This window comes from uncultured Murdochiella sp. (genome assembly GCF_902488755.1).
Lineage (GTDB): Bacteria > Bacillota > Clostridia > Tissierellales > Peptoniphilaceae > Murdochiella.
In genome coordinates, this window is sequence record NZ_CABTXF010000013.1 from 1 (window position 1) to 13,186 (window position 13,186).

Genomic DNA, 13,186 nt, shown 5'->3' on the forward strand with positions numbered 1-13,186 from the left:
CACGTGGGTTCGAATCCCACCTTCTCCGTAGTTGAAAATGTCCGTCCTTGCTCTTACAAGGAAACGGGCATTTTTTATTGCCTGTGTTATTTTCTTTCATCGCTCTACGCCACCACCTATCACTCCGACATCCGATAGTGTGCGACAATATCTTGACGGTTTTCGAGAATATCTTGCTCATAGCCGCGCTGTGTAGGCGAACCGTTATGCAGCACGTAAGGGACGCCGTGAGCATTACGGCGATCGGATACCATCCCAATGTGGTCTTCAAAAATGACGATGTCGCCGCCCTGCCATTCGTCGATATCGGCAAAGTCCGTTGCTTTTGGTATCGCATGGTGAGCGAAAAAGACCTTTAGATTACGCACGCGGCGAAAGTCAATGTTGGCATCCGGCTGCGCAATGTCGTAGTCCTGGGGATGCTTCGCCACATCGTCCGCCACCAGCGTTTTAAGGTCATAGCCGGCATGTAGCAGCGAAAAGGCGACTACATCCGTACAAACGCCGTACTCGTCGTCCGGATACCCGTTCGGATAGTAGCGGCTTTCATACTGGGGATTGGTGGAGAGATAGGCAATGGTTTCTTGAAGAATATCCGTTTGGTCGTCGATGCCGTCGCCGTCTTTATCCACTGTGCTGTGAATCGGTGGGAGAGATTCTCCATAGGCGTCCGGAAGACGGTGGAAACCATGGGCATAGAAGGGCTGCGTTAGCCAAAGACCGCTGCCGAGGAGAAGAAGGAGAAATAGCACAAGAAAACGCCGCTTTTTTCTCGGCTTGCGATGTCCTGTCTTACGAACCGCCTTTTTGGCAGTCGTGCCTTTCTGTCGAGGGAGAGAGGAACGGCATGTCATGTGCGCCTCCTTTTCTTTGGCTTTTTTATAAGGGTTCTTTCTTGTAGTGTACATCGTGTTTTTTCGCATTCGGCGCTTCTCTATTAAGAATTGATTAAGATTGGTATTTTGGCGGAACAACCTCACCATTTCTGTTCGAGTTGTAACACCGGTCTTTTTCATAAGAGCCGGCAAATGGTACAATGAAAAAAACACGGCGCATCGCTCTCGACTGCGCCATATCGGTGAAACAGAATGGAGAAATCATGACAAAGGAGAACAACAAGGCGACTGCCGTCGCCATTCAGGACACGTATGGCGAGCGCTTCCAGCACTGCTGGGGATGCGGTCCCAAAAACGAAGAGGGAATGCACATTCAATCGTATCCGACCGAAGACGGCGAACAGTGCATCTGCCGTGTGACTCCGGCGAAACAGTTTACGGGTGGTGTGCCGGCAAATCTTTTTGGCGGAATGATTGCGATGATTTTCGACTGTCATGGCACGGCTTCGGCGGCGTGGTTTCGGCATCGCGAAAACGGACAGACGCTGACGGCAGAAACGGTCATCGGACGCTGCATTACGGCGCATCTCGAAGTGGACTTCAAGAAACCTGTACCGATGGACAAGGAAGTCACCGTTACCGCAACAGCCGAAGAAATCGGCGAACACAAAGTCATCGTCGCCATGGAAATGGTCGCCGACGGCGAACTTCGCGCCAAAGCGCGCATGGTGGCGGTGGGGGTAAAGGATACGATGTAATCGCTGCCGATAAGGATCTCCAATTCGATTGGCGGACAGACGTTAAAAACAACCTATTAAAGCGGTGCGCATGGAAGACGGGCACAAGCGTATTTCTCGATCTTTTTTATCGGATCGAGAAGAAAAATCGCTTGCGTCCGTTTTTACTTTGGAGTAGAGTACAAGAAGAAAGAGTTAGTTATAACTAACAAAAGAGGTGGGAAAGACGAAACAACCAGATGCGGATGCTTTGGTTCGGCAAAAACGACGAATCGAGGCGGCGGCGCGGCGACGAGTTACGTTCGCCCATCCCATCAATACGGAGGGAAAAAATGATTACGATACGCCATTTACATAAGTTTTACGGAGAAGGGGAAAATCGGGTAGAGGTCTTAAAAAACTTGGATTTAACCATTTCCGATGGGGAAGTGGTTTGCCTATTAGGTCCATCCGGTTCGGGAAAATCGACATTGCTCAATATTTTGGGTGGCATTGAAGATATCGATGAGGGCGAGGTGATGGTTTCCGATGTTGCTTTGCATAAGGTAGGGAAAAAAGCACGGGAGCAGTATCGGCGACATCACGTGGGCTTTGTTTTCCAATTTTATAACCTCATCAGCAATCTGAATGTGAAGGAAAATATCGAGGTGGGCGCTTACTTGTCTGCACATCCGCTGAGCGTTGATGAGACCATCGATACATTGGGTCTGCGCGATCAAATCCATAAATATCCCAATCAGATTTCCGGAGGGCAGGCGCAGCGAACCTCAATTGGGCGCGCGATTGTCAAGAATCCTTCGTTGTTGTTGTGCGACGAACCCACCGGCGCGTTGGATTACGAAAGTGCAAAAGATGTGTTGGGGCTGATTGAAAAACTGAAAGAAAAATACCATCCTATCATTATTATTGCCACGCATAATACGCAGATTGCGCAGATGTGTAACACGACCATCCGCCTGCATAACGGATCGATTTTGGAAGTCACAACGAATCCAAAACCGCTTTCGGCGAAGGAGGTGAGCTGGTAATGCGAAATCCGATGCATAAGCGCATCCCTCGGATGTTGCTTCACCAACCGGCGCAGTATGTGCCGTTGTTTTTGCTGTTGCTCATTACGATTGTTTTTTGCTCCGCCTTTTTCTTAGTACAAGGGTCGGTCGAACGCCTGTATTACGACTTTATCGATCGCGCCAATGTGGAGGACGGACGCTTTACAACGCTTTTGCCATTGAGCGATTCAATGTGGAAACGTCTGGAAGAGAAGGACATCCAGCTGGAAAAAGCCTATTATACCGAGGCGAAGGACGGAGATGCCAACGTACATCTTTATGCCATACGACAGAAAATCAATCTTCCCGACGTGATTTCCGGACGTTTGCCGAAAAAAAATGACGAGGTGGCGCTGGATAGCAATTATGCCAAGGAACACGGTTATCAATTGGGACAGAAAATTACGCTTAGCGGACATGAAATGCGCTTGGTAGGTACAGTAGTCCTTCCGGATTATACCGCCATGATGCCCAGTCGCGCCGATCTCGTGATGGATACGAAGAATTTTGGCGCGGGCATTGTCAGCGAAGAAGGACTTTCACGTTTTGAACAGCAGGGGTTGCAATACAATTATGTCTATTGCGAGCAGAAAACTGCCAAAACAAAAAAAGAAGCCAATGACACGCTGAAAGAAATCACCAAAACGATTTACGAAGATACTGTCTTGACCGAAGCGATGACGAAAGACCAGAATAAGCGCATCTCCTACATGATGGACGATATGGGAGGCGATGTCCCCATGATGCGCACGGTACTGATTCTGGCGATAGTGTCCATCGCCTTTGTGTTCACCATGCAGACTCGCAATCAGATTCTATCCGAAGCAAGCGCCATCGGAACGCTCATGGCATCGGGCTATACCCGTCGGGAACTGATTGTTCACTATATGCTGCTGCCGACAATGGCGGTGCTTTCCGCCGCGGTGCTGGGCAATCTTTTTACGTATACGGTTGGTTATAAGCTGTATGTCAATCTTTATTACGACTCGTTTTCGCTTCCAGTTTTCCACCCCCTGTTTCATGCGCGCGCGTTTTTGTGGACCACGCTTCTCCCTGCTGTCCTCGTCATGTCCATTCAATTTCTGATGCTGACGATTAAGCTGCGCCTGCGCCCGTTGCGCTTTTTGCGTCATGAGTTGGGGCGAAAACCGCGGGTTTCCAAGATGCACTTATCCGGCTTACCTTTCTTTTCTCGCTTGGGCTTTCTTTCGCGCTATCGGTTGAAGGTGTTACGCCACAACAAGCTGAATGTGCTGGTTCTGCTATTCGGCGTGACGCTCTCGAGCGTTTTTCTTTGCTTTGGTTTGGGACTGCGCCCACTTTTTGAGCGTCACGCGGAATTGATGCAAAAGGAATTTCCGGCAAAAGTGCAGACCTTTGTTCGTCCGACGGCGGCAGCGGATATCACTGAGGGAAAAGCGGAAAAATTCGGGTATGCCGCGTTCGATCTTTCTGTTGAGGGAGATATTCATCCGTTTACGCTCTACGGCGTTTCCCCCAGAAGTCGTTATTTCGATGCCAAAGAAATAGATGCGCTTCAAGAAGGAGAAATTCAGGCTTCGGAGGGTCTCATGAAACGGTTTGGCTTCGTTGAAGGAGATCGCATTACGGTCGCCAATCCCTATACAGGAAAATCGTATGTTTTTTGTATTCGCACGATGCGAAAGCAAGCGGTTACGCTTTCTGCGTATATGCCGCTCGCCTCATTTAATTCCGTCATGGGATACGACAAGGACGCATTTTCCGGCTACTATTCGGAACAAACGCTACCGCTTGAACCTGCAGCCGTTGTTTCGAGCATTGACCGGCAAAGCGTAGGCAAAGCCGCCGATCATTTTCTTGACACGTTTGGACAGATAATTGTTCCGATTATCGTCGTAGCGGTTTTGTTTTATTTCATTTTTATTGACTTCTTATCCAAAGCGATTGTGGATAAGGCAAAAACGGAGATCGCGTATCTCAAGATATTCGGTTTTACGGACGCCGAAACGACCGGTGTGTATTTGCGCGCGACCGGCATGGTGCTTGGCGTATTCTTGCTGGTATTACCATTTATTCTGCGCTCCGCATTGACCGTTTTGCTGACTGTCTCGTTGAAAAAACTTGATGCCTACATGGACCCACAGCTTCCCATGTACATCTATTATCTGGTGAGTGCGACCGGCGCAGTGCTCTTCTTCTTGGTGCAAGCCTTGCAGAAGCGCAAAATTGCGAAAATCAGCATGACCGAGACATTGAAAGAGATGTAGCGCAGTTTGCGTAGCACCAAAGAAAGAGAGGTAAAAATTGAAACAACGAAAACAACCTTCTACCATTCGTCGCTTACTTGCTTTCGCAGGAAAATATAAGGCGTTAACCATTCTTGGATTGGTTCTTTCAGGCATCGCCATGGCGTTAAGTGTAGTTCCTTATTTGTGCATTTGGTTTGTGCTTCGCGATCTGCTTGCTGTTGCGCCGCAATGGAACGAAGCCACGGGCTTATTTCATTATGGAAAAACTGCCTTCCTTTTTGCGTTTTTAGGATTGGTGACCTATTTTGCGGCTCTCATGTGTACGCATTTTGCGGCTTTTCGTACCGCCGCAAATATTCGCAAGCAGGGGATGGAGCATTTGATGCGCGTTCCGCTAGGCTTCTTCGATTTACATCCAAGTGGTTTTTTGCGTAATCGCTTGGATGCCGGGGCGGCGGATACGGAGACGTTGTTGGCACATAATCTTGCGGATACGGTTGGCACAGTGGTTCTTTTTATCACCATGGTAATTTTGCTTCTTGCATTTGATTGGCGCATGGGCATGGCGTGTATGCTGGCAGCGGTGATTTCTTTGCTTGCGATGTTTTCCATGATGGGAGGTAAGAACAGCAAGCGGATGGCGGAATACCAAGAAGCGTTAGATGAGACGAGCAAGGCGGCAACGGAATATATACGTGGTATACCGGTTGTGAAAATATTCCAACAAAGCATTTATACATTTCGCACATTCAAACAAGCCATCGAGATGTATAGTGATAAAGCGGATCAGTATCAGGGAGAGGTTTGTCGTTTTCCGCAATCTGTTAATTTGACGTTTACAAAGAGCGCTTTTGTATTCTTGCTTCCGGCAGCATTTCTGCTGATGCCAACAGCAGAACACAAGGAATCATTTGCCCTCTTTTTAACCAATTTTGCCTTTTACGCTGTCTTTTCGGCTTTGCTTTCCACTGCGCTTGCGCGCATCATGTTTGCGGCTGGAGGACTGCTTCAGGCAGACATAGCGATGAGTCGCATCGATACGGTATTTTCCGCGCCTCTTCTTCCGGTAACGGAAAACCCCGTTATGCCAGCTCATTATGCGATACGCTTTGAGGATGTCTCCTTTACATATCCGGAAGCAAAGGAAGCGGCGCTTTCCCATATCTCTTTTACGGCTAATGAAGGAGAAAAATTGGCGTTAGTCGGTCCCTCAGGAGGAGGAAAAACGACGATTGCCAGCCTGATTCCCCGTTTTTGGGATGTGACCTCCGGCAGGGTCTCTATTGGCGGAATAGATGTGCGACAGATGGAGTTGCATGTTCTTATGAAACGTGTTGCATTCGTTTTTCAACAGAATCGTCTTTTTCCGCTTTCCATTGCGGAAAATGTACGTGTGGCGCGTCCAAGTGCTACGCGGGAAGAAATATATGCGGCTTTGGAAGCGGCGCAATGCAAGACGATCATAGAGAAACTTCCCCAAGGTATGGATACGGTTCTGGGCACGGAAGGCACCTATCTCTCCGGCGGAGAACAGCAACGTATTGCGATTGCCAGAGCGATCCTCAAAGATGCGCCAATCGTCGTATTAGATGAAGCGACAGCGTTCGCTGATCCCGAAAATGAGCAGGCTATTCAATGTGCATTTCGATCCTTGTTGAAAAATAAGACCGTCCTTTTTATTGCGCATCGCCTTTCTACGGTGGTCGATGCGGATCGCATTTTAGTTATTGCAAAATCGCAAATAGCCGAAGAAGGTAAGCATCAAGAGTTAATACAGCGTCAGGGACTTTACTCGAAAATGTGGAACGATTATCAGCAATCCTTGCAATGGAAGATTGGGAAAAGAGAGGAGTAACCATGTTTGGGAAAGCCTTTCAACGCAAATATGCTCTTACCGAGCAGGGCGTGAAAAATATCAAAAAAGGTGTCTGGTGGACCGTAGTTGTTGATCTTGTCGTCATGGGTGGAATTAGCATTCTTTATCTGTTGATGCGTGATTGGATGGCATATTGGCTGGAGGACGAACCCATGCCGTCGTTTACCGTTTATTTTTGGATGACGGTGTTCTTTCTTGTCCTCTCGTTAGCTACGCATTACCAGCAATATCGAGCTACCTACGGTCTTGTTTATGGCGAAGTGCGCAATGTTCGCATACGCTTAGCGGAAAGTATGCGAAAGCTACCTTTGCATTTTTTTGCCAAGCGCGACTTGGCAGATCTCAGCGAGACAGTCATGAGTGACGTTAATCGTCTTGAACATGTTTGGAGCCATGTCTTGGGCTATTTATACGGTTCCTTCATTTCTACTACGATTATTGCGGTCGGTTTATTTTTACAGGACGTGCACCTTGCTATTGCTTGTTTATGGGGCGTTCCTGTTGCTTTTACATTATTGTTCAGTAGCCGTGTACTGGCTAAACGTCTATCCGAAGAAGGAAAAAAAGCGGCGCTTCATGTTTCGGATACTATGCAGGATATGCTTGAGAATGTACGCGAAATTCGTGCGAATTGTCAGGAAGTGTCGTTTTTACAACGCTTTTTCTTCGCTGTGGATGGGCAGGAAAAAATCATGCGAAAGGGAGAATTTGTTGTCGGCATATTTGTGAACGCAGCAAGCGTGATTATGCGATTGGGCGTTGCCACGACTATTCTTGTTGGTGCAAGTCGCATTGCTTCCGGAAAGATTTCTTTCATGACGCTGTTTCTTTTTATGCTGGTCATTTCCCGTGTTTACGCACCATTTGATCAGAGCTTAGCGTTGATTGCTGAGTTATTCATCTCGCACATATCGGCGGAACGTCTGATGGAGATTGAGGATACCCCTGTTGCACAGGGTAGTGAAGCCTTTCCTTCTCATCGCCATGACATTACATTTTCTCATGTTTCGTTCCGTTATGAGCAGGAAGAGGTGCTTCACGATGTCTGTTTTACCGCGCCGGAAGGAAAAGTCACTGCGCTTATCGGTCCGTCGGGTTCGGGAAAAAGCACTTGTGTTCGCTTGGCGGCACGTCTTTGGGATGCCGACGAAGGAACCGTCGCCGTTGGAGGCATCAACGTGACATCTATCGACCCGGAAGTTCTTCTTTCTGATTTTTCCATGGTTTTTCAGGAAGTTATGCTTTTTGATGATACGGTTATGGAAAACATCCGCTTGGGAAGAAGAGGCGCGAACGATGCCGAGGTCATTGCAGCGGCAAAAGCGGCAAATTGTGATACTTTTGTAGAACGTCTTCCGCAGGGATATGATACGCCTATTGGCGAAAATGGCACTCGCCTTTCGGGCGGAGAACGGCAGCGAATCTCTATCGCTCGTGCGCTGCTGAAAAATGCTCCGATTGTGCTGCTTGATGAAGCGACCGCTTCTCTTGATGTGGAAAATGAAACACAAGTGCAGGAAGCTTTGTCCCACTTATTGGTGAATAAGACCGTTCTGGTGATTGCCCATCGTATGCGCACAATCGAGGCAGCGGATTACATCGTTGTTTTCGACCACGGAAAAGTGAGGGAGACCGGTTCACCATCGGCGCTGTTAGCTGATGAAAATAGTTTCTTTTCCCGCATGAGTCGCCTGCAGCGCCGATCGGCGGAATGGAAAGCATAATCGCCATCGCTTCTCTATGATGAAAAAAAATACACGGAAAGAGGTGCAGTGTATCGGTTGCTGGATACCGAAATTATTCCGGCAGAAGGTGTTCAGACTATGCTGGATGGCGACTGGGATGTAACATTTTACACGTGTACTGTTTTTAATGTTACGCGCCTGACATGTCGGTATGAGCTCATTTCTTTTAACCCTGCGCACATGGCAAACAACAAATGATTTGTTCATAACCAACGCAAAGCCCCCGAAACGTTCGTTTCGGGGGGTTTGCTCTGCTTTTCTATTTTCGCGTCGGAGGTAGGAGGCTCCAACGTTTTTACCAACCGGTATGTACGCTTTTCTTCGGAGGTAGGAGGCGCCGGAGAAAAGCAACCGGTGGGGAAAAGAGATTACTTGTTGGATGAATCCGCTTTATACGCAGCGTCTTTGTCCGCATCGCTTGCCAGAACCTGCGCGATACGTTCATCCAGCATCTTTTTGGCGTTACCTTCCGCAATGGAGCCGAGGATGGGATCGCCGACGATGTTGCCGTCACGGTCTACGACGATGGTCGTGGGGAAAGTCATGATGTTCTTTACAAACTTACCGGCTTCGCTGTCCGAGGCAAAGGTAAGGTTCGGATAGGTTGCGTTTTTCTTTTGCAGAATGCTCTTGGCTTCGGCAATCGCGTCTTTATCGCCATCCAGCGTGAAGGAGTTGATACCGATGACCGTGCCGTCCTTTTCCTTTAACTGCTTATGCAGGGCATCCAGCTCGCCCAGCTCGCCGATGCAGGGATTGCAGGTGCTGAACCAGAAGTTGATGACGGTGACGGAATGCTGGCGGAAGATGCCGGAATCGACGTTGTTGCCGTCCAAATCTTTACCGGTGAAATCGGGGAAAGGAGTGGTGGCACCCTGTTTTGCGCCGCCTTTATCGGCTTCCCCTTTGTTCTCTTTCGGCGCTTCTTTTTCCAGTGCCATGATTTTATCTTCAATTTTGCGGATTTCTTCCGCGCCGGCTTTCAAGGTTTTCAACTCTTCTTCGGTGAATTTGTCTTTTGCGCTCTCGATAGTTTGCAGCAGGAAGTCGCCATAGTTGGTGCCGTCCGAAATCATGCCGGAGTTCTTATTCGCCGCAAGGAATACTTTGTCCCAGAGGTCTTTATCTTTGCTGAAAATGGCGTTTTCCTGGTCGTGCAGTTCCGCCAACTTGGCATCGACATCCGAACCACCTTTTTCTGCCGTGGGATCCGTTTTTCCGGCTTCCGCTGCAGGAACGCTCATGCCGCTGTCCGGCATTTCGCTGCTTTCGGCAGGTTTCTTACCGCCACATGCGGCAAGGCCAATCACCAGACCGGCGGTCAACAATACTAAAGGTAATTTTTTCGTGTTCATTTTTTTCTCCTTTACGGTTTTACGGTTGCTTTACTGCTTTTTTCTTTCGTTTCTATGATGGTTCGCTCAACTTCTACTTTTCTGCGACAACCGGTTTTTCCGGTTTGGCGGCTTCGAGCGCCTTTTTCTTGGCGCATCCCAGTCCGTAGCGGAAATGGAGCGCACCGGTAGGACAGGCGTTGATGCACATGCCGCAGCGGATACATTCCGTATGGGCAGGCGTTTTTAATACGTCCACATCCATTTTGCAGGCCTTTGCGCATTTTCCGCAGGAAACGCAGCGGTGTTCTTCGACCTGAATCTGCAAGAGGGATATGCGGTTGAACAGAGCATAAAATGCGCCCAGCGGGCAAATCCATTTACAGAAGGGACGGAAGAAGAGGATGCTCAGGACGATGACCGTCAGCAAAATGCCCAACTTCCAGGTGAAGAGTGTTCCCAGTGCTGCGCGGATACCGCTATTGACCAGCGAAAGTGGAATAGCACCTTCCAATACGCCCTGCGGACAGAGGTATTTACAGAAGTAAGGATCCCCCAGCCCGATTTCATTCACCAACAACAGTGGTAACAGAAAGACCATGACGACCAGAATGATGTATTTTAGGTACGTCAGAGGGCGAAGCCGCTTAGTCGAGAACTTTTTCGTCGGAATTTTATGCAACAATTCCTGAAACCAGCCGAACGGACATAAGAAGCCGCAGATGAAGCGACCGAGCAATACGCCGATGAGGATGAGAATGCCGGTTATGTAGTACGAAAAGCGAAATTTGGAAGATCCGACCACAGCCTGAAAAGAGCCGATGGGACAGGCACCGGAAGCTGCCGGACAGGAATAGCAATTGAGTCCCGGCACACAGACCATTTTTCCGTTTCCTTGATAGAGCTTCCCACTGAAGAAGTTCGGCAGATGGATATTGGTCAGCAGCGCCGCGCCTGCTTGTCCCCATCCGCGGAAGCGAGAAATAAACCGCGATTTGCTTTTCTTTGGATCAGCCAATGCCTACACACTCCATGCATAGACGAATGGCTTTAGCGAGGACAGTCTGTACCTCGCCGCGCATGGCACCAAAGACGATCATTCCCACCGCGGCGACGAGAAGGCTGATCTGGGTGATGCTACGTTTTTTTGTCTTCATGGCGACTCCTTTCTTGTTGACGACAAACAGAATAGCAGATGGCACATAAAGATGATGTTAAGAAGTGGACGAAAGATGGTGTTAGGAACAGGACGTGTGCTATACTGCATCCAAAATGGAGGATCGTATGCGTTTATTACTTGTGGAAGATGAACCTTTTTTAAGCGACAGCATTGCCAAAAGTTTGCGTCGCCAAGGTTATAGTGTGGATATATGCGCGGATGGCGAGGCGGCTTTGGATGCGGTTTTGGACGAACCGTATGATTTGGTGCTTTTGGATTTGAATTTGCCGAAGGTGGATGGCATGACTGTTTTGCGCACTCTTCGCGAAGAGGATTTGACAACGCCGGTTCTGATTCTTTCGGCGCGCAGTGAAATTGCGGATAAGGTAAATGGTTTGGATGCCGGAGCGAATGATTATCTTTCTAAGCCTTTTCATCTGGAAGAATTAGCGGCACGGGTGCGCAGCCTTTTGCGCCGCGATTTTATTCAGCAGGAAGTGTGTTTGCGCTTTGGCGAGCTGACGTTTGATACACGCACGCGCACGGCTTCCGTCGGAGAACAGGTTATTGCGCTGACAAAAAAGGAGAGTGGCATTTTGGAGTATCTGCTTCTGCATCCGGGACGTCCGGTCAGTCAAGAAGAGTTGATGGAGCATGTCTGGGATGGCAGTGTGGACAGCTTCAGCAATGCCATTCGCGTACACATCAGTGCTCTGCGCAAAAAGTTGCGTGCGGCGCTCGGCTATGATCCGGTGCGCAATCGCATCGGGGAAGGCTATCTTTTAGGAGGACCAACGTCATGATTCGTCGTTCCTTACAATGGCGCATTGCGCTGATGACTTCGCTTCTTATTGCGACGAGCTGTATGACCATGATGCTGCTTTTGGGCGGCTCCGGACTTCGTCGCATGGAAGAGATCGGAAGAAATTTACTGGCCTTGGAATTACAAATGGATTCGACGGAGAAAGACAATCGGTCTTCTTCTCCGGATAGCGACGATTCCGCCGCTTCGGTGCATGTTCCGTCGGCTTCGTTTGATCCCCAGAATATGAGTCGGGAAAAGAATCTGACGATTGTTATCGGTGAGGCGCAGGCACAGTTTACGATGACTAATTGGTATGTGACCATTGGCGTAACGTTACTTAGTGGCATTATCGCCTATTTTGTGAGTGGTCGTGCGCTTCGCCCGCTGGAAGATTTTTCTTCGCAGATTGAAAAAGTACAGTTGACGAATCTGGAGGATATGCACGTCAGTACCGATACGCTTGCGGAGTTTCGCTCCATCGCGGATTCTTTTAATGATATGTTGGATCGTCTGCATGTTGCCTTTGCGGCACAGCGTCAGTTCACGGGCAATGCTGCCCACGAATTGCGCACACCGCTTGCGCTTTTGCAAATGCGTCTTGATGCTTTTGCAGAGGAGCATCCGGACATGGATGACGAGTTGCGCCACCTTATTACTTCCCTTCGGGAACAGACAGAGCGTTTGGCAGAGACGGTGACGATTCTTTTAGAGATGAGCAGCGCACGCTATATTCCGCGCACGGATTACGTTTCTCTTTTGCCGATGTTGGAAGAAATCGTGACGGATCTCACGCCGTTGGCGGAAAAGAAGCAGGTGGCACTATCTTTTTCCGGAGAGGATGTCTCGCTGTATGCCAGTGATCGTCTTCTTTCGCGTCTCTTTTTCAACCTCACGGAAAACGCCATAAAATACAACCGTCCGGGCGGCAGTGTTTCCCTTGCGGTTTCGGTGTCAAAAGGCGAACCAGAGCATCCCCTGACAGGCGCAGGACAGGTCGATTCCAAGCCGTTGGCACAGGCTGAACAGTTGGGGCAGTCTGAACGGTTGGGGCAGTCCAAGCCGTTGGCACAGTCTAAGCCGTTGGCACAGTCTAAGCTGTCCACGCTGTCGGTACAATCCAGGACGTCGACGAAAGGCGGTGTTTCCGGGTCGGGTTCGAGCATCCTTATTATGTTGAAGGATACCGGCTTCGGTATTCCGGAGGAGGATTGGGAGACTATTTTTCAACCCTTTTATCGCCTGGAGTCTTCGCGCAGTCGTCAACAGGGCGGTGTCGGTTTAGGGCTTGCTCTTGCCGGAGAAATCGTCAAATTGCATCAGGGGACGCTTCGCGTTGTCGAAAGTTCTTCGGCCGGTACCACTCTTCAAGTTACGCTGCCGTTTTCGTCCTAATGTAGAGCTTTTCATCACAAGC

13 protein-coding genes are annotated in these 13,186 nt (G+C 49.1%); 9 read left to right on the forward strand and 4 right to left on the reverse strand.

What is annotated here, in order from left to right; all coding sequences use genetic code 11:
- Positions 1-119: 119 nt before the first annotated feature.
- Positions 120-908: a DUF1287 domain-containing protein gene (locus RDL68_RS02430; protein ID WP_308540085.1), complete on the reverse strand. Its 789-nt coding sequence runs from the start codon at positions 906-908 to the stop codon at positions 120-122.
- 191 nt (positions 909-1,099) lie between these two features.
- On the opposite strand from RDL68_RS02430, the gene RDL68_RS02435 reads away from it, so the two are divergent.
- The 7 genes from RDL68_RS02435 (at position 1,100) to RDL68_RS02465 (ending at position 8,672) form a co-directional block, all read left to right on the forward strand.
- On the forward strand, positions 1,100-1,594 hold the full coding sequence (locus tag RDL68_RS02435; protein WP_308540115.1) for a hotdog domain-containing protein: 495 nt from the start codon (positions 1,100-1,102) through the stop codon (positions 1,592-1,594).
- A 196-nt stretch (positions 1,595-1,790) separates the two neighbouring features.
- A complete protein-coding gene (locus tag RDL68_RS02440; RefSeq protein ID WP_308540086.1) occupies positions 1,791-1,931 on the forward strand; it encodes a hypothetical protein in 141 nt (46 codons plus the stop codon).
- Positions 1,906-2,601: an ABC transporter ATP-binding protein gene (locus tag RDL68_RS02445; RefSeq protein ID WP_308540087.1), complete on the forward strand. Its 696-nt coding sequence runs from the start codon at positions 1,906-1,908 to the stop codon at positions 2,599-2,601. Before RDL68_RS02440 ends, RDL68_RS02445 begins: the two co-directional genes overlap by 26 nt.
- Positions 2,601-4,871 (forward strand): FtsX-like permease family protein, encoded by a 2,271-nt coding sequence (locus tag RDL68_RS02450; RefSeq protein WP_308540088.1) that lies wholly within the window; start codon positions 2,601-2,603, stop codon positions 4,869-4,871. The genes RDL68_RS02445 and RDL68_RS02450 overlap by 1 nt, the downstream gene beginning before the upstream one ends.
- A 37-nt stretch (positions 4,872-4,908) precedes the next feature.
- Entirely contained in the window at positions 4,909-6,708 is a 1,800-nt protein-coding gene (locus RDL68_RS02455) for an ABC transporter ATP-binding protein (RefSeq protein ID WP_308540089.1), read from the forward strand.
- Positions 6,709-6,710: 2 nt separating this feature from the next.
- Complete coding sequence (locus RDL68_RS02460; RefSeq protein ID WP_308540090.1) at positions 6,711-8,453, forward strand: ABC transporter ATP-binding protein; 1,743 nt, start codon at positions 6,711-6,713, stop codon at positions 8,451-8,453.
- 48 nt (positions 8,454-8,501) lie between these two features.
- The gene (locus tag RDL68_RS02465) at positions 8,502-8,672 is read left to right on the forward strand and encodes a hypothetical protein (RefSeq protein ID WP_308540091.1); all 171 of its coding nucleotides are present in this window, start codon (positions 8,502-8,504) and stop codon (positions 8,670-8,672) included.
- A 170-nt stretch (positions 8,673-8,842) separates the two neighbouring features.
- On the opposite strand, the gene RDL68_RS02470 is transcribed toward RDL68_RS02465, so the two are convergent.
- The 3 genes from RDL68_RS02470 to RDL68_RS02480 all read right to left on the reverse strand — a co-directional run bounded on the left by RDL68_RS02470 (position 8,843) and on the right by RDL68_RS02480 (position 10,965).
- The gene (locus RDL68_RS02470; RefSeq protein WP_308540092.1) at positions 8,843-9,829 is read right to left on the reverse strand and encodes a TlpA disulfide reductase family protein; all 987 of its coding nucleotides are present in this window, start codon (positions 9,827-9,829) and stop codon (positions 8,843-8,845) included.
- Between the two features lie 73 nt (positions 9,830-9,902).
- Positions 9,903-10,826: a 4Fe-4S binding protein gene (locus RDL68_RS02475; RefSeq protein WP_308540093.1), complete on the reverse strand. Its 924-nt coding sequence runs from the start codon at positions 10,824-10,826 to the stop codon at positions 9,903-9,905.
- Positions 10,819-10,965: a CD1871A family CXXC motif-containing protein gene (locus RDL68_RS02480; protein WP_308540094.1), complete on the reverse strand. Its 147-nt coding sequence runs from the start codon at positions 10,963-10,965 to the stop codon at positions 10,819-10,821. The genes RDL68_RS02475 and RDL68_RS02480 overlap by 8 nt, the downstream gene beginning before the upstream one ends.
- A gap of 127 nt (positions 10,966-11,092) precedes the next feature.
- Between RDL68_RS02480 and RDL68_RS02485 the strand changes: the two genes are divergently transcribed.
- Complete coding sequence (locus tag RDL68_RS02485; RefSeq protein ID WP_308540095.1) at positions 11,093-11,770, forward strand: response regulator transcription factor; 678 nt, start codon at positions 11,093-11,095, stop codon at positions 11,768-11,770.
- Positions 11,767-13,164, forward strand: a complete 1,398-nt coding sequence (locus tag RDL68_RS02490; RefSeq protein WP_308540096.1) for a HAMP domain-containing sensor histidine kinase — start codon at positions 11,767-11,769, stop codon at positions 13,162-13,164. The genes RDL68_RS02485 and RDL68_RS02490 overlap by 4 nt, the downstream gene beginning before the upstream one ends.
- Positions 13,165-13,186: the final 22 nt, after the last annotated feature.

Bases quoted from the DNA above. Each gene is read 5' to 3' on its own strand.
- RDL68_RS02450 (WP_308540088.1), top strand. From the start codon at position 2,601: ATGCGAAATCCGATGCATAAGCGCATCCCTCGGATGTTGCTTCACCAA.
- RDL68_RS02445 (WP_308540087.1), top strand. From the start codon at position 1,906: ATGATTACGATACGCCATTTACATAAGTTTTACGGAGAAGGGGAAAAT.
- RDL68_RS02480 (WP_308540094.1), bottom strand. From the start codon at position 10,965: ATGAAGACAAAAAAACGTAGCATCACCCAGATCAGCCTTCTCGTCGCC.
- RDL68_RS02460 (WP_308540090.1), top strand. From the start codon at position 6,711: ATGTTTGGGAAAGCCTTTCAACGCAAATATGCTCTTACCGAGCAGGGC.
- RDL68_RS02470 (WP_308540092.1), bottom strand. From the start codon at position 9,829: ATGAACACGAAAAAATTACCTTTAGTATTGTTGACCGCCGGTCTGGTG.
- RDL68_RS02485 (WP_308540095.1), top strand. From the start codon at position 11,093: ATGCGTTTATTACTTGTGGAAGATGAACCTTTTTTAAGCGACAGCATT.
- RDL68_RS02435 (WP_308540115.1), top strand. From the start codon at position 1,100: ATGACAAAGGAGAACAACAAGGCGACTGCCGTCGCCATTCAGGACACG.
- RDL68_RS02430 (WP_308540085.1), bottom strand. From the start codon at position 908: ATGTACACTACAAGAAAGAACCCTTATAAAAAAGCCAAAGAAAAGGAG.
- RDL68_RS02490 (WP_308540096.1), top strand. From the start codon at position 11,767: ATGATTCGTCGTTCCTTACAATGGCGCATTGCGCTGATGACTTCGCTT.